The 15208-nt window shown below is 77.5% G+C and carries 15 protein-coding genes; 8 read left to right on the forward strand and 7 right to left on the reverse strand.

The window, feature by feature from the left end:
* Positions 1-247: 247 nt before the first annotated feature.
* The gene (locus ACWF41_RS08110; protein ID WP_380316996.1) at positions 248-1186 is read left to right on the forward strand and encodes a serine protein kinase RIO; all 939 of its coding nucleotides are present in this window, start codon (positions 248-250) and stop codon (positions 1184-1186) included.
* 62 nt (positions 1187-1248) lie between these two features.
* On the opposite strand, the gene ACWF41_RS08115 is transcribed toward ACWF41_RS08110, so the two are convergent.
* Complete coding sequence (locus ACWF41_RS08115) at positions 1249-1908, reverse strand: hypothetical protein (protein WP_380320348.1); 660 nt, start codon at positions 1906-1908, stop codon at positions 1249-1251.
* A 17-nt stretch (positions 1909-1925) separates the two neighbouring features.
* On the opposite strand from ACWF41_RS08115, the gene ACWF41_RS08120 reads away from it, so the two are divergent.
* From ACWF41_RS08120 to ACWF41_RS08130, 3 genes are all read left to right on the forward strand, one after another.
* Positions 1926-2315: a hypothetical protein gene (locus ACWF41_RS08120; protein ID WP_380320351.1), complete on the forward strand. Its 390-nt coding sequence runs from the start codon at positions 1926-1928 to the stop codon at positions 2313-2315.
* A gap of 93 nt (positions 2316-2408) precedes the next feature.
* Positions 2409-3056, forward strand: a complete 648-nt coding sequence (locus tag ACWF41_RS08125; RefSeq protein WP_380320354.1) for an SRPBCC family protein — start codon at positions 2409-2411, stop codon at positions 3054-3056.
* The gene (locus tag ACWF41_RS08130) at positions 3056-3505 is read left to right on the forward strand and encodes an ArsR/SmtB family transcription factor (protein ID WP_380320357.1); all 450 of its coding nucleotides are present in this window, start codon (positions 3056-3058) and stop codon (positions 3503-3505) included. The genes ACWF41_RS08125 and ACWF41_RS08130 overlap by 1 nt, the downstream gene beginning before the upstream one ends.
* Before the next feature lie 2 nt (positions 3506-3507).
* Here the strand turns inward: ACWF41_RS08130 and ACWF41_RS08135 are convergent, their stop codons facing one another.
* From ACWF41_RS08135 to ACWF41_RS08145, 3 genes are all read right to left on the reverse strand, one after another.
* Positions 3508-4149 carry a GNAT family N-acetyltransferase gene (locus tag ACWF41_RS08135; protein ID WP_380320360.1) on the reverse strand — a complete coding sequence of 214 codons (642 nt, stop codon included), beginning with the start codon at positions 4147-4149 and terminating at the stop codon, positions 3508-3510.
* A gap of 75 nt (positions 4150-4224) precedes the next feature.
* The gene (locus ACWF41_RS08140; protein ID WP_380346843.1) at positions 4225-4986 is read right to left on the reverse strand and encodes a cytochrome b/b6 domain-containing protein; all 762 of its coding nucleotides are present in this window, start codon (positions 4984-4986) and stop codon (positions 4225-4227) included.
* Positions 4967-5506 (reverse strand): hypothetical protein, encoded by a 540-nt coding sequence (locus ACWF41_RS08145; RefSeq protein WP_380320366.1) that lies wholly within the window; start codon positions 5504-5506, stop codon positions 4967-4969. The genes ACWF41_RS08140 and ACWF41_RS08145 overlap by 20 nt, the downstream gene beginning before the upstream one ends.
* A gap of 159 nt (positions 5507-5665) precedes the next feature.
* Between ACWF41_RS08145 and ACWF41_RS08150 the strand changes: the two genes are divergently transcribed.
* Entirely contained in the window at positions 5666-6211 is a 546-nt protein-coding gene (locus ACWF41_RS08150) for an RNA polymerase sigma factor (protein WP_380320369.1), read from the forward strand.
* Positions 6208-7035 carry a zf-HC2 domain-containing protein gene (locus ACWF41_RS08155; protein ID WP_380320372.1) on the forward strand — a complete coding sequence of 276 codons (828 nt, stop codon included), beginning with the start codon at positions 6208-6210 and terminating at the stop codon, positions 7033-7035. The genes ACWF41_RS08150 and ACWF41_RS08155 overlap by 4 nt, the downstream gene beginning before the upstream one ends.
* Positions 7036-7068: 33 nt before the next feature.
* Here ACWF41_RS08155 and ACWF41_RS08160 read toward each other — a convergent pair whose 3' ends face one another.
* The 3 genes from ACWF41_RS08160 to ACWF41_RS08170 are packed head-to-tail and all read right to left on the reverse strand — an operon-like array spanning position 7069 to position 13524.
* Positions 7069-10833 (reverse strand): PHP domain-containing protein, encoded by a 3765-nt coding sequence (locus ACWF41_RS08160; protein ID WP_380320375.1) that lies wholly within the window; start codon positions 10831-10833, stop codon positions 7069-7071.
* Positions 10826-12700 carry a Y-family DNA polymerase gene (locus tag ACWF41_RS08165; protein WP_380320378.1) on the reverse strand — a complete coding sequence of 625 codons (1875 nt, stop codon included), beginning with the start codon at positions 12698-12700 and terminating at the stop codon, positions 10826-10828. The genes ACWF41_RS08160 and ACWF41_RS08165 overlap by 8 nt, the downstream gene beginning before the upstream one ends.
* A complete protein-coding gene (locus ACWF41_RS08170; protein ID WP_380320381.1) occupies positions 12700-13524 on the reverse strand; it encodes a hypothetical protein in 825 nt (274 codons plus the stop codon). Before ACWF41_RS08170 ends, ACWF41_RS08165 begins: the two co-directional genes overlap by 1 nt.
* 426 nt (positions 13525-13950) lie before the next feature.
* Here ACWF41_RS08170 and fabG point away from each other — a divergent pair, with 426 nt between their 5' ends.
* Both fabG and ACWF41_RS08180 read left to right on the forward strand, forming a co-directional pair.
* On the forward strand, positions 13951-14724 hold the full coding sequence (gene fabG, locus ACWF41_RS08175) for a 3-oxoacyl-ACP reductase FabG (RefSeq protein ID WP_380320384.1): 774 nt from the start codon (positions 13951-13953) through the stop codon (positions 14722-14724).
* Positions 14721-15203, forward strand: a complete 483-nt coding sequence (locus ACWF41_RS08180) for a MaoC family dehydratase (protein ID WP_380320387.1) — start codon at positions 14721-14723, stop codon at positions 15201-15203. The genes fabG and ACWF41_RS08180 overlap by 4 nt, the downstream gene beginning before the upstream one ends.
* Positions 15204-15208: the final 5 nt, after the last annotated feature.

Here is a 15208-nt window from a genome sequence, read left to right on the forward strand (position 1 = left end):
GGATGCGGGCCACGCCGGGCCCGCGGACCCGTTCCCCGACGAACGCGATAAATCCCTGGACCGGCCCGGACCGGCCCTGGCAGGCTCCCGGCAGAGGGCACGCGACCGGTGCGGGCCCGCACGCGAAGGAGGGCAGACCGATGGACGTCGTCGTCTTGCGCGCCCTCCCGGAGATGCTCCGGCGGGCGGACACCACCCGATCCTGAGGGGCCGTGCTCGAGCTCCTCGACCTGAGCAGGAGTCTCGCGTGCACCAGCACACCCCTTCCCTTTCCCTCTCTACCTCCCCTGTCCCCCTGGCCGCCTTCGACGCGGACGGCGACGCCCCCGTGGAGCCCGGCGTCGACCAGCGCTGGTCCACCTGGACCTCCGTGACCAAGGGACAACGCGGCCCGGAGCCGCGCCCCGACTGGGTCGTCACCGCCGACGCCGCGCTCGACACCGAGCTCGGCGTGCTCAAGACCGGCAAGGAGGCGGACGTCTTCCTCGTCGAGCGCGCCGTGCCCGGCGACCCGGACCGCCGCAGCCTGCTGGCCGCCAAGCGCTACCGGGGCCGCGACCACCGGCAGTTCCACCGCGACGGCGAGTACACCGACGGCCGTCGCACCCGCCGGACCCGCGACCAGCGCGCGATCGAGGACCGCAAGTCCTCCTGGGGCAAGGCGATGGCCGCCACCCAGTGGGCCGACGCCGAGTTCCTCGCCCTGTCGCGTCTGTGGGACGCGGGCGCACCGGTCCCCTACCCCGTGCAGATCGACGGCACGGAGATCCTCCTGGAGTTCGTCGGCCAGGAGTCCGCGGACGGCACCGCGGTGGCCGCGCCGCGCCTCGCGCGCACGCGACCCGGCCCCGGGCAGCTCGCAGACTGGTTCGACCAGCTGCGGCACGGGATGTGCGTCATCGCCCGGCTCGGGTGGGCACACGGCGACCTGTCGCCGTACAACATCCTCGTGGACGGCCTGGTCGACGGTCGGGCCGACGGCGGAGACGGCCTCGGCGACGATGTCGACGACGGCGGACGGCTCGTGATCATCGACCTGCCCCAGGTCGTCGACCTCGTGGCGAACCCGTTCGGCGCGGACCTGCTGCACCGCGACTGCCGCAACGTGTGCACCTGGTTCGCCTCGCGCGGCCTCGACGTCGACCCCGACGAGCTGTTCGCGGACGTCTTCGCACAGGCCTGGTGACACCGGCCGGGTGTCCCGCCGGGGGTCACGCCGGACACGCGTGGCGGGCGTGGGTGCGGGCGTCAGCCGCCCGCACCCACGCTGTTGTCCGGCGCGCCGTCGCCGGGCGGCAGGTCGCCGCGCTGCAGCGGGTTCCCCCCGCCGGGCGTGCCCGCGGTCAGGGCGGCGAGCTCGTCGTGCGTCGGGACGCGGACGTTCAGCGCCGCCTCCCGCAGCGCGGCGCGGTCGGCGGCCTCTCCGGAGAGACGCACCGTGACGTCGTCGCGCAGCACGACGTACTCCAGCGCCTCGCCCGCCGCGCGCTCCAGGAGGTCGCCGTCCTCCGTGCAGGTGATGGTGCCGCCCACCTCGTCGCCCGTGACGGACAGGAGGGGCACCCGCGCGCAGTCGTCAGCGCTCAACGGGTTGCCCGTCGCGCTGAGCAGGAACGTCCCCGCGGTCGCCGGGTCGCTGAAGACCAGCGAGAACCCGTCCGCACCGTAGACGCCCGCGGCCATCGGCACGGCCGCGAACGGCTCGGCCGACGTGGTCAGCACGTACTGCGGCGCGGCGCCCCAGCCTGCCGCCGCCGCATCGAGCTCGTCGGGGTCGGCCGGTGGGGCTGTCGAGGCCGATCCGCCCGGGCCGGCCGAGGGCGAACCGCAGGCGGCCAGGGCCAGCAGCGCGACGACGACGGGCAGGGTCCGTGCTCGGCGCAGGCTCATGAGCGCTGATGATGCCACGGGGCTACCGTGGACGGATGGGTGCACCGGCGGCGTACGACGACGAGGCGCTGGCCGCCTTCTTCGCGGCCCTCGGCCTGGCGCTCGGCGCCGGAGACCTCGAGGACCTGACCGAGCGGTTCGACCTGCCGGCGCTGCACGTGGGCCAGTCCGCCTCCACGGTCGTGACGTCGCCCGAGCAGGTGCTGGAGCTCCACCGGGAACGGCCCGCGGCCGCCGCCGACGCCGTGGCCGTCGTCCCCGAGGTCCGCGCCGTCGACGAGGCGGGCTGGGGGCTGCTCTGGGTGGACGTGCGGTGGAGCTACCGCGACGAGCTCGCCGCCGAGCGGGCCGCCGACGAGGTGCGCTATCTGCTGCGCCGCGGGCGGTCCACGTTCGCCGTGTGCGTCGTCGCGCCGGTCGACTGAGCCCTTCCCTTCGCCCCTGGGCCTTCCCCGTGGCCGCGATCCGTGGTTTTCTATAAGTGTCCACTTATACACTGGCGAGACCGAGGAGCCGTCATGACCATCACCATCGACCCGGTCGCCACCGCGGGACTGGTGGCGCGAGAGATCCGCACGAGCGAGCGTGACGGCGCGCCCACCAAGATCGCCGTCGCCCGCCGCGCCTACACCACGGACCGCGACGACCTCTGGGACGCCGTCACCTCCCCCGAGCGCATCCGGCGCTGGTTCCTGCCCGTCAGCGGGGACCTCGCCGTCGGCGGCCGGTACCAGCTCGAGGGCAACGCCGGGGGCACCGTCGAGCGCTGCACAGCACCCGAGAGCTTCGCCGTGACCTGGGAGTTCGGCGGGTCGGTCTCGTGGCTGACGGTGTCCCTGACGCCCGCCGTCGACGGCACCGTGCTCGAGCTCGTGCACGAGGCCTCGGTGCCGCAGGAGCTGTGGGACCAGTACGGGCCGGGCGCCACCGGCGTCGGCTGGGACATGGGGCTCATGGGCCTCGGCCTGCACATCGCCGACCCGGCGAGCCCGATCGACCCGAAGGTCGCCGAGGCGTGGTCGCTCTCCCCCGACGGCGTCGCGTTCGCGCGCCTCGCCGCCGCGGGCTGGGCCGACGCCGCGGTCGCAGACGGAGACGACCCCGAGGCCGCCCGCGCCGCCGCCGAGCGCACCGTCGCGTTCTACACCACCGCGCCGGAGGCCTGATGCCCCGGACGGCGGGCACCGGGCTGGGCGGTGAACCGGGCGGTGAACCGGGCGGTGAACCGGGCGCCGTCCGTCGCGGGGTCTTCGAGGCGCTGGGCGACCCGGTCCGGCGCCGGCTGCTGGAGCTGCTCGCCGCCGGGGAGCAGCCCGCGGGGGCGCTGGTCGAGGCCGTGCGAGCCGAGGCGCGCATCTCCCAGCCCGCCGTCTCGCAGCACCTGCGCGTGCTGCGCGACGCGCGCCTGGTCACCGTGCGCGCGGAGGGCACCCGCCGCCACTACGCCGTCGACGACGCCGGGCTCGACGTCGTGCGTGTCTGGCTCGCCCGCTTCGCCGAGCCGTTCGCCCAGCCGCTCGACGCCCTGGAGACGGAGCTGGCCCGCGGCCGGCGCGCCCGACGGCAGGGACCGGCCCGCGGGACGGACGGGGACGCCGCGGGCCGGGCGGGGTGACCTCAGGGGACGAGCTCGCGGCGCAGCACCCACCGAGGCAGGCGGCCGCTCGTCGCGGCCGTCTCCCCGACCCGGTCGAAGCCCTCCGACTCGAACAGGCCCACCGTGCCCACGAACGCCGCGCTCACGGGGACGCGTCGCCCCGGTTCCGGCTCCACCGGGTAGCCCTGGACGGCGCGCGCCCCGTGCTCGCGGGCGTACTCCACGGACGCGGCGAGCAGGGCCCGGGCGACGCCGCGGCGCCGGTACCCCGGCCGGACGACGAAGCACATGACGGCCCACGTCGTCGGCCACTCGGCCTCGTCCACGCGCGGCAGCACCCGCGTGTGCTGGAGCGACGACGCCGCGGACACCGGCGCGAAGCCCAGCCAGCCGACCACCGTCTCGCCCTCGCCCCCGCCCCTGCCTTCGTCCGACGGCCCGTCCCCGCGCTCGGGATCGGGGAGGTAGGCGAGGAGACCGGGCGCCGGGGTGCCGCCGGACAGGTCGCGCAGGTGCTCGCGCCGACCGTCGACGGGCATCCCGCGCGGCTGGCGCCAGTGCAAGCACCAGCACGCCTGCGGGCGACCGCGCGGGTTGAGCATCGTCGCGACGTCGTCGAACCGGTCGGCGCTCGCCGGCACGATCCGGAGCCCGGAGGTCATGCCCGCCACGCTAGCGGCGCCCACCGACACCGCGCGGTGTGCCGTCCCGGGTCGTCACGGCCTCGCCACCGCTCATCACGTAGCGTCGCGATCCGGCTCGCCACGCGGCTCGTCACCCGGCTCGGCGCCCCGTGCGTGGTCGGAGCGGCGCGCGGTCACCCGCTCGGTCCATCCCGGCCACACCCGCTCGGCGTCGCGCACGCGCAGCCGGCCGCGCCCGTGCATCGCACGCCACACCCCGCGATAGCCCGGCAGGATGCCGGCCGCGATGACGACGTGCCCGACGATCACGGGCGTCACGACCCACGTCGCGACGCGGTGCAGGCGCGCGAACCACACGAACGCCGGCCCCCCGCTGACCAGGGCCAGGCCCACACCCGAGCCCACGAGGACCAGCAGGGTCGCCACGAGCACGAGGTTGGCGACCCGCTGCCCCGGGTCGAACCGTCCCTCGTGGCGGCCGAACTTCCCGGTGAGCACGGCCGCGGGCCAGCGGCGGAACCACGCGCCGTCGCCCCGGCGGAAGCGCACCGACTCCCGCCAGAAGGTGCGCCAGCCGCGCGCGCCCAGGGCCGCGGCGAGCACCACCAGGCCGGCGAGGACCCAGCCGGTCACGGTGTGCAGGTCCGCGTCCGCGACCCCGGTCGCGCGGGCCACCACGCTGGGGCTCCCCTCGTGCCCCAGCAGGAGCCACCACCCGGTGGCGAGCAGCACCAGCACCGTCACGTAGACGCCCGCGTGGAACCAGCGCGCCGGCCGCGGGTTGCGCACGACGGTCGGCTCGGGCGGCCGACGGGCACGGGTCGTGCGCGTCCGGTCAGTACCCGGGGAGCTCATCGCCGCCCCCGGTCCCGCCGGTGCCGCCCTCGCCCACCATCACCTTGATGGACGTCTCGACGCCCGCGGGCGAGTGGTCGGCGTTGCGCAGCGAGGCGTCGATCTCGTGCTCGCCGGCGGGCAGGTCGGTGATCTCGACGCTGTCGCCCTCCACCACCTGATACTCGGCGTCGTTCCCGTCGAAGAAGACGTGCACGTGGTGCTTGCCGGACTCCGTGGGGCCGAGCTCCTCGCTGGAGGACAGGTTCACGGTGAACGGCACGTCGACGGTGGCGCCGTCCTTCGGCGCGGTGATCTGGAGCGTCATGCCGCCGGCGCTCGCCGCCCCGCCCCCGCCGGCGTCGTCGGCACCGCCGCAGCCCGCGGCGAGCAGGGCGAGGACTGCGCCGCCCGCGGCCAGGCGCACCGCGTTCCCCCGCGCGCCGCCCGGTGGCGTCGACCGCCGCGGCGGGCGGACCCTGGAGCTGGTGCGCACCCCGAACGGGGTGGACACGTCGAACAGGCTGGTCAGACCGGACATGGTTCCTCTCCCTCCGGGCCCCGTGGCAGCGTCGCGTGCCGCGGCCCTTCCTTCACCCGTCCATACGTGCCCCGGCGGCGGACGGATCTCTCCGCGCCCCGATCCGCCCGGATCCGTGGTCGAGAGATCCGTCCGGGGCCCTCGCACGTAAGGAAGGTCATGGTGGTGTCGGACGAGGCGCTCCTCGCCGGGATGGCCGCGGACGACCCGGACGCGGCCGCCGTCTTCGTGCGCCGCCACCAGGCGAAGGTGTACGGCCTGGCGCTGCTCGTCGTCGGTATCCCGGCCGTCGCGGAGGAGGTGGCGCAGGAGACGTTCGTGCGGGCGTGGCGGCACGCCGACGGGTTCGACCCGCGGCGCGGGCGCGCGACGACATGGCTGCTCGCGATCGCCCGGCACGCCGCCATCGACGTGGTGCGCGTGCGGCGCGACGTCCCCGTGGACCCGGTGGTCATGGCCGAGACGCTCGTCGCGCCCGACCGGCTCGCCGAGCGCGTCGCCACCGGCACCACGCTCGACGCCGCCCTCGCCCGCGTGCCGCACGAGCAGGCGACGGCCGTGGTGCTCGCGTCCGTCTTCGGGCTCAGCGGCGCGGACGTGGCCGAGCGGACCGGGGTGCCGCTGGGCACCGCCAAGACCCGCATCCGGCTGGGCCTGCGGCACCTGCGCGAGGAGCTCGCGAGCCTCCGGGAGGTGACGCCATGACGAGCGACCGCCCCTCGCGGACGCCCGACGCGCGGTGCGACGCCCTGCGCGACGACCTCACGGCGGTGGCCACGGGCACCGCCGACGGCGCCACCCGCGCCGCCGTCCTGGAGCACCTGGCGAGCTGCGACGCCTGCCGCGAGGAGCTGTCGGCGCTGTCGGCCGCCGCCGACGAGCTGCTGCTGCTGGCCCCGGACCGCGAGCCGTCGGCCGACTTCGAGGGGCGCGTGCTCGCCCGGATGGCGGAGCCCTCGCCGGCCGCGGGGACGCCGGAACCCTCCGACGCGTCGCGCCCGTCGGGTCGCCGGGGCACTCCCGCCCCGACGACCACCGTCCGCAGGCACCACCGGGGCCGCCGCCGGGTGCTCGCCGCGGTCGCGGGGGCAGGCCTGCTCGTCGCGGGCGGGGCCGCCGTGTGGACCGCCACCGCCCCGGACCGCGAGCTGGCGGCGTCGTACCGGCAGGTGCTGGACCTCGCGGACGGGCGCTCCTTCACCGCGGCCGACCTGGTGTCCGCGGACTCCGGGCCGGGCGGGACGGCGCGCTCGGTCGGCACGGCGTTCCTCTACGACGGCGACCCGTCGTGGGCGTACGTCGTGGTCCGCGACCCCGGCGCGGAGGAGGCCTACGACGTCGTGGTCACCGCGGGACCGGACGCGCGCGAGTCCAGGCTCGGGGCGTGCGTCGTGCGCGACGGCGCGTGCACCGCGGGCGGCGTGCTCGCCGGCGACGCGAGCGACGTCACCTCCGTCCGGCTCGTGACCCGGGACGGCGCCACGTGGGCGGGCACCGGTCGGCCCGAGGGCTGGTCGCCCGGCTGGTGAGCGCGGCGGAGAGACGCCACCGGCGGGCGCCCGTCACCGGAAGTCCCGGGACCGGGTGGCCACCGGCAGCCGCAGCGGCGCGAGGTGCTCCGCGAGCAGGTTGACCGCGCCGTCGGCACGCTCGATCCGCCCCCGGACCACCATCGCGGGGGCGCTGCGCGCCACGGTGCGGAAGCGCCGCCACAGCCCGGCGGTACAGATCACGTTGAGCAGGCCGGTCTCGTCCTCGAGCGACAGGAACGTCACGCCGCCCGCCGTGCCCGGGCGCTGGCGGTGCGTCACCACGCCGCCCACGGCCGCGCGCCGGCCGGGCTCGGTGGCGCACGCCTGCGCGACGGTGAGCACGCCCGCGCGCTCCAGCCCCTCGCGCACGTGCTCCAGGGGCGACGTCGAGCCCGGCGTGATGCCGGTGGCCCAGGCGTCCGCGACGTCCACCTCGAGCGTCGTCATGCCCGGCAGCGTCGGCGCGTCCACCCCGACCGACACGCCCGGCAGGGTGCCCGGCCCCTCCTGGCCGAGCGCGCCCGCGGCCCACAGCGCCTCGCGACGCCCCGCGCCGAGCCCCTCGGTGGCGCCGGCCGTCGCGAGCGCCTCCAGCTGGGCGGTGCTGAGGCCCACCCGGCGAGCCAGGTCACGCAGGTCGCGGAACGGCCCGTGCTCCGCACGCTCGGCGACCATCTGCTCCGCCAGGTCGTCCCCGATGCCACGCACGGCGGACAGCCCGAGGCGCACCGCGAGCGCCGGGTCCGGCGGCGGCCCGAACTCCCCCGCGGACGGCGCGGACGGCGCGGGCGATGCGGACGGGCTGCGCTGGCCGGGGGCCGCGTCCGGCGGGCCCTGCTCCGGCAGCCGCTCGACGCCCGCGAGCGCCTGCGACGCGTTGACGTCCGGGCGCAGCACCTGCACGCCGTGGCGGCGGGCGTCGGCGGCCAGCGACTGCGGCGAGTAGAAGCCCATCGGCTGCGCGGCCAGCAGCCCGGCGTAGAACGCGGCCGGGTGGTGCACCTTGAGCCACGAGCTCGCGTACACGAGGTACGCGAACGAGTAGGCGTGCGACTCGGGGAAGCCGAAGTCCGCGAACGCCTTGAGCTTGTCGTAGATCTCCTCGCGCACGGCCGGGTCGTCCACCCCCTTCTTCCGCATCCCCTCCATGAGGCGCCCGCGCAATGCCTCCATCCGCTCGACCGACCGCTTGGAGCCCATCGCCCGGCGCAGCTGGTCCGACTCGGCGGGGGTGAACCCCGCGACGTCGATCGCCATCTGCATGAGCTGCTCCTGGAACAGCGGCACGCCCTTGGTCTTGCTCAACGAGCTCTCCAGCAACGGGTGCAGGTAGGTCACCTCCTCCCGCCCTCGCGCCCGCTCGATGTACGGATGCACGGACCCGCCCTGGATGGGGCCGGGCCGGATCAGCGCGACCTCGATGACGATGTCGTAGAACTTCTCCGGCCGCAGGCGCGGCAGGGTGGCCATCTGCGCGCGCGACTCCACCTGGAACACCCCGACCGTGTCCGCGGCGCACAGCAGGTCGTACACCGCCGGGTCGTCGTCGGGCAGGCCGTGCAGCGTGAGCCGCTCCCCCGTCTGTCGCTCGATCGAGTCGAACGCGTACCGGATCGCGGTGAGCATGCCGAGGCCGAGCAGGTCGAACTTCACCAGCCCCGCGTCCGCGCAGTCCTCCTTGTCCCACTGCAGCACCGTGCGCCCCTCCATGCGGGCCCACTCCACGGGGCAGACCTCGATCACGGGGCGGTCGCACATGACCATCCCGCCGGAGTGGATGCCCAGGTGGCGCGGCAGGCGCAGCATCCGCTCGGCGAGGTCGAGCACGGGCGCGGGGATCTGCCCCTCCTCCGCGGCCGACGGCGGGCGGTGACCGGGCACGACGTCGTGGGTGTCGTCCGCGCGGCGGACCTCGCCCTCGTCCGTCGCGAGCGGGTCCACGACCCGACGGTGGCCGAGCGACGGCGACCAGTCCCGGCGTCCGCGGCCCGGCAGGTGCCCCGCGTGCGGGCGGTCGGCGCGGCCGCCCGGTCCACCTGGCCCACCTGGTCCACCCCGCACGTCCGGCCCGTCCGGCCCGTCCGGGAGCGTCTCCGCCGGACCCCACAGCGCGGCCACGCGCGCGTCCTTGGCCGCGGTCCGGTTCGTCGGCTGCGGGGCCGGCCGGGGCCGGCCCGGAGCGCCCGCCGCGGCCCGCGCGGCCCCGGCGGCGGCGTCGTCGGCCGGGCTGGCCGGGTCCGGCCCGCGCAGCGACCCCCAGCGCTCGATGGACTTGCTCCAGGCGTCCTGCTGCCCGACGTCGTAGCCGAGGGCGCGGGCGGCGTCGCGCACGGCCGAGCGCGGCCGGTAGGAGATGACGTTCGCGACCTGCGCCGCGTGCGTGCGCCCGAACGTCGTGTAGACGTGCTGGATGACCTCCTCGCGGCGCCCGGACTCGATGTCGATGTCGATGTCCGGCGGGCCGTCGCGCTCGGGCGCGAGGAAGCGCTCGAACAGCAGGCCGTGCTTCACCGCGTCGACCGCCGTGATGCCCAGGGCGTAGCAGACCGCCGAGTTCGCGGCGCTCCCCCGTCCCTGGCACAGGATTCCCTCGCGCCGGCAGAACTCGACGAGGTCGTAGACGACCAGGAAGTAGCCGGGGAACGTCAGGTCCTCGATGACGCGCAGCTCGTGGTCGATCTGTGCCCAGGCCTTCGCGTTGCCCGCGCCGCCCGGCTCGATGTCGCCCGGCCCGATGTCGCCCGGCCCGGCGCCCGACCTAGCGCCCGACCTAGCATCCGGCCGCGGCCCGTACCGGTCGGTGGCGCCCCGCCGCACCAGCTCGCGCAGCCAGCTGGCCTCGTCGTGGCCGTCGGGCACCGGGTAGGGCGGCAGGTTCGGCGCCACCAGGCGCAGGTCGAAGGCGCACTCCGCGGCGAGCGCCGCCGCCGTGGTGACGGCCTGCGGGTGCCGGCGGTGCAGCGACCGCATCTCGTCCGCCGAGCGCAGGTGCGCCACCGGGCCGCCGGGCAGCCAGCCGTCCAGCCCGTCCAGCGAGGACCGCGCCCGCACCGCGGCGAGCGCGCCCGCCAGGTCGGCGTCCCGCGGGCGGGCGTAGTGCGCGTCGGTGGTCGCGACGAGCGGCACGCCCGCGTCGCGGGCCAGCGCCGCGAGCGCCGCGTGCAGGTCGGCGTCCCGCGGGTCGCCGGTCGCCGTGATCTCGACCGCCACGTTGTCGCGGCCGAAGGTCGCGGTCAGCAGGTCGAGCTCGCGGCGCGCCGCGTCCGGGCCGCCGCCCGGCCCGGGGGCGGTGAGCGCGCGCCGGACGGCCCCCTTGCGGCACCCGGTGAGCACGAGCCACTCGCCGCCCGCCTCGGCGCCGAGCCGCTCGAGGTCGTAGCGGGCCTTGCCCTTGACCCCCGCCTCCAGGTGCGCGAGGGCGATCGCGCGGGACAGGTTGCGGTAGCCCTGGTCGCCGCGGGCCAGCACCAGCAGGTGGGTGGCGCGCGGGTCGGGCAGGCCGGTGGGCGGGTCGAGCACCGGGCGGCTCCCCGCCGTGCCCGGCGACGCCCCGGGCGTCAGCGGGGCGGGCAGGTGCAGCTCCGCGCCGAAGACCGTGGGCAGCCCCACCTTCCGGGCCGCCTCCGCGAAGCGGACCACCCCGTACAGCCCGTCGTGGTCGGTCAGGGCCAGCGCCTCCAGCCCCAGCCGCGCGCCCTCCGCGGCCAGCTCCTCCGGGTGCGACGCGCCGTCGAGGAAGCTGAACGCCGAGTGGGCGTGCAGCTCCGCGTACCCGCCGGTCGTCGCCTCAGTCATAGAACGCCTCCACCTGCCACCGGCCGCCGGACTGCGCCAGCAGCAGCGCCCGCCCGTCGTCGAGCACCGCCTGCAGGTAGACGCGGCGCGCACCTCCGTCGGCCGCCCACCAGCGCTCGGCGAGCGGCCACGGCCCGGCCCAGCCCGTCACGACGGCGGCCTCCCGCCCGCCCCGACCGTCCGCGCCCCGACCGTCCGCGGCTCCGACACCCGCGTCGCGACCGCACACCACGGCCGCGGGCTCGCCGCTCATCGCGAGCCGCGCGTCGACGACGACGTCGCGCCCCGCCGCGTCGAGCACCCGGGCAGGCACCGGCTCGTCGGGCAGGCCGGCGGGCGCGGGGCTGGGCAGAGCGCCCGGCCAGGGCAGCCCGGGGTCACGGCCCGCGCCGCCCTCCGTGCCGAAGGGCACGAGCCGCACCCGGTCGCGGGGGCCGCGGCCGCCCTGCAGCTCCATCGTGAGCACGGCGTGCCCGCCGAGCAGGCCCTGCACCCGCCCCAGCGCGCGACGGGCGCGCTCGCCCTCGCCCGCGTCCGCACCCCACAGGCCGGGCTGGTGGGTGGTCGCCGGGACGACGTCCTCCGCCGCCAGCGCCAGGTGCGCGATCGGCGCGACGACCGGGTCGTCCGCGCCGCCCCGCCGTGCGGACGCCGCGGTCAGCCAGCCCTCGAGCTGCCACCGCACCCGGTCGGTGATCCGCGCGGCGCTCATCCCGCCGGCCGCGGCGTCGTCCGTGCGCCACACGCGCTCCAGCACGGCGCCGTCGCCGTCCTCTCCCGCGCCGCCCCCGCCGACGTCGTCCCCGCCCAGGTCGGCGCCCGCCGTCGTGCGCGCGGTGATGCGCAGGCGCCCGCACGCCAGGCCGCGGGCGGTGAGCAGGTCGTACAGCGCGGTCGCCAGGCGGCGCGCGGCGAACGTCGCGACGTCGACGCGCAGGGCGGGCGGGTCGAGCTCCTCGGCGACGGCGAGGTCCTCCTCCACGCGGCGGCGCGCCGGCGGGCGCAGGTCCTCCCCGCGGGCGAGGCGCTGTGCCCAGGTGCCCAGGTCGCCGAAGCGGGCCTGCACGCTCGGGGCGGGCAGGGCGGCCAGGTCGCCCAGGGTGCGCAGGCCCAGCCGCCACCACAGCCCGGCCGCCTCGCGCACGGCGGCCACCCCGGCCGGGTCGCAGACGGCGTGCACCAGCTCCCCCACCGGGCGTCCGGCGAGGAACGCCGCGGACCCGCCCGGGGGCACGACGGCGTCCTCGCGGGCGGCGAGCACCGCCGCGAGCAGCCCGTCGGCGACGCCCACCTGGCTCTCGTGCCCGGTGCGCGCGGCGACGGCTCCCACCAGGGCCTGCGCGAGCGCCAGCTCGGAGCCGTGGTACCGCGCGGCCCCGCCCGCGGACAGCAGGAGCAGGCCGGGGCGCGCCACCTCGAGCCCCGCCACCACCGTCTCGGCGGCGAGCGCCACGGGCTCGAACTCCCGGGCGTCGCGGGCGTCGTCGGCGGCCAGCAGCGCCACCTCGGGGCACCGCTCCTGCGCCTGCCGGCGCCGCATCCCGCGCCGCACGCCCTGCGCGCGGGCGACGGCGGACACGGCCACCACGGTGTGCCCCGCGCCCGAGCCGCCGCCCGACCGCGCGCCGAGCACCGCCGCCGGGACGTGCGCGTCCAGGCCCGCGCCCGTCAGCGCCGCCACCACCGGCCAGTCCGGGACCCACAGCACGGCCGTGCGCACCCCGCCCGTCGCCGCCGCGCCGCCCTGCGCCCCCGGCGTCCCGCCCGGCACGGCGCCCGACGTCGCGGCCTCCGACGTCGCGGCCCCCGACGTCACGGCCCCCGATGTCACGGCCCGCGGTGTCACGGCCTTCGGTGTCGCCGCCATCACGCCACCCGCAGCCGGGTGCCCGGCTCGCCGCGCCCCACGCCCGGCGCGGAGCCGAGACCGGTGCCGGGGGCAGAGCCGAGGCCCGCGTCGAGGCCCGTCGGGACGAGGTCTCCCCCGACCACGCGCTCGACCCGCAGCGGCACGTCCACCTCGACGTCGACCGGCCGGGCGGCGGCGCCGCGCCCGGTGCGGCGCACCCGCAGGGTGCGGCGGCGCAGCCACCCCGCCCCGTGGTCGACGCCGGACCAGGTGCCGCCGCGCGCCTCGAGGGCGACGTGCGCACCCGGCCACGCCGCCTGCGCGACCAGCACCGCGCCCCGCTCCCGGGCGCGCGCGGCCAGCCGGCGCCGGTCGGCGTCCAGCAGCGTGGCGCCGGGGCCGACGACCACCACGTCCATCCCGTCGAGCAGCGCGGCGAGGGCCGCGGGCGCGTCCGGCCCCGGGGCGGGCACGAGCACGGTCCGCCCGAGCGCGATCCCGGCGTCAGCGGCGGCCAGCATCCCGACCGCCGGCGTGCCGACGAACGCGACCCACGCCCCGGCCCGGGACGCCTCCCCCAGCAGGGCGAGCAGCAGCGTGGTCGAGCCGTGCACCGCGAGCACCGTGCCCGCGGCCAGCCCGCCCCCGGGCAGGAGGCCGGCCAGCCCGGGGTGCACCGGCAGCAGCCGGCCGCCCTCGGGCTCCGACGTCCGGCCGGGCGCGTGGCGCCCCGCACGGTGCCCCGTGCGCTGCTCCGCGGCTCGGAGGGCAGCCCGCGCGGCGGCCGCGCGATCCGGGACGGGCACAGTGGTCGCGGGACGCGGAGGGGCGACGACCGTCACGCGACCTCCTCCCGGGCCCCCGACGTGCGCGAGCACCCCGGACGGGCCAGACCAGCACGACGGGCGACACCCGTCGTGTTCGAACGCCTGTTCGAACACCGCCAGTAGACGCCGGGCGCGACCGCCCTGTCAACCGCGCAGGTCCGGGCCGCGGGCGCCCGCCGCCACCCTCCCCACGCGTCGTCGTCCGTGCCCTACGCCCCTCCTCGCGGCCACCGTCGCACGCCCTCCTCGCACCTACGTCGCACGCCCTCCTCGCACCTGCGTCGTACGCTCTCCTCGCCGCGCCACACCCCGCGCGGCGGCCCCGGCCCGGCCGGAGGAGCACCGCGGCGACGAGGAGGTCGTGCCCGTGCCGACGCCCGACGCGACGTCTCGCCCCGCCCTGCGCCGGCCCCCGCGCCTCCACCCGAGGAAGGACCACGCATGACCGAGCAGCCCACCGAGCACCCCGCCCGCACCGCGATCGTCACCGGAGGAGCCCGCGGCATCGGCGCCGCGACCGCCCGCCGCCTCGCCGCCGACGGGTGCGCCGTCGCCGTCCTCGACCTGCGCGAGGAGCAGGCCGCCGAGACCGCCGCGGGCATCGTCGCCGCCGGCGGGCGCGCGATCGGGGTCGGCGCGGACGTCGCCGACGCCGACGCCGCCGAGGCCGCCGTCGCCCGCGTGACCGACGAGCTGGGCGCGCCCACCGTGCTGGTCAACAACGCCGGCATCCTGCGCGACAACCTGCTGTTCAAGATGTCCGAGGACGACTGGGACGCCGTGCTGCGCGTGCACCTGCGCGGCGCGTTCGTCATGTCGCGCGCCGTGCAGTCGCACATGGTCTCGGCCGGCTGGGGCCGCATCGTCAACCTGTCCAGCACGTCCGCCCTCGGCAACCGCGGCCAGGCGAACTACTCCGCCGCGAAGGCGGGCATGCAGGGCTTCACCAAGACCCTCGCGATCGAGCTGGGCAAGTTCGGCGTCACCGCCAACGCCGTCGCGCCCGGCGTCGTCGCCACGGAGATGATCGCCGCGACGGCCGAGCGCATCGGCATGAGCCTGGACGACTACCTCGCCGCCGCCGCGAAGGACGTGCCCGTCGGGCGCGCCGGCCGGCCCGAGGACATCGCCGCCGCGGTGGCGTTCTTCTGCTCCGAGGAGGCCGGGTACGTCTCCGGGCAGGTGCTCTACGTCGCGGGCGGGCCGAAGGCATGAGCGCCGGGGACGGCGGCGCCCCGATCCGCGTCGCCTCCCCCGCCGCGCTGGCGGACGCGGTCGGGCGACGGGCCACCGGCGCCTGGTTCACCGTGGACCAGGCGCGGATCGACGCGTTCGCCGCCGCCACCGAGGACCACCAGTGGATCCATGTGGACCCGGACCGCGCGGCGGCCGGCCCGTTCGGCACGACGATCGCGCACGGGTTCCTCACGCTGTCCCTGCTGCCCCGCCTGGCGTCGTCGCTCGTCGAGGTGGGCGGCGTCGCGATGGCGATGAACTACGGGCTGGACCGCGTGCGGTTCCTCGCGCCCGTGCCGGCCGGCTCGCGCGTCCGGGCGACGACGGAGCTCACCGGTGCGGAGGCCGTCTCGCAGGGCGTGCGGCTGGCGTCCACCGTGACCGTCGAGATCGAGGGCGGGCAGCGCCCCGCCCTCGTCGCCCAGGCGCTGGAGCTGTACGTACCCGAGCCGGGCTGAGCACG

It is taken from the genome of Isoptericola sp. NPDC055063 (genome assembly GCF_053608125.1).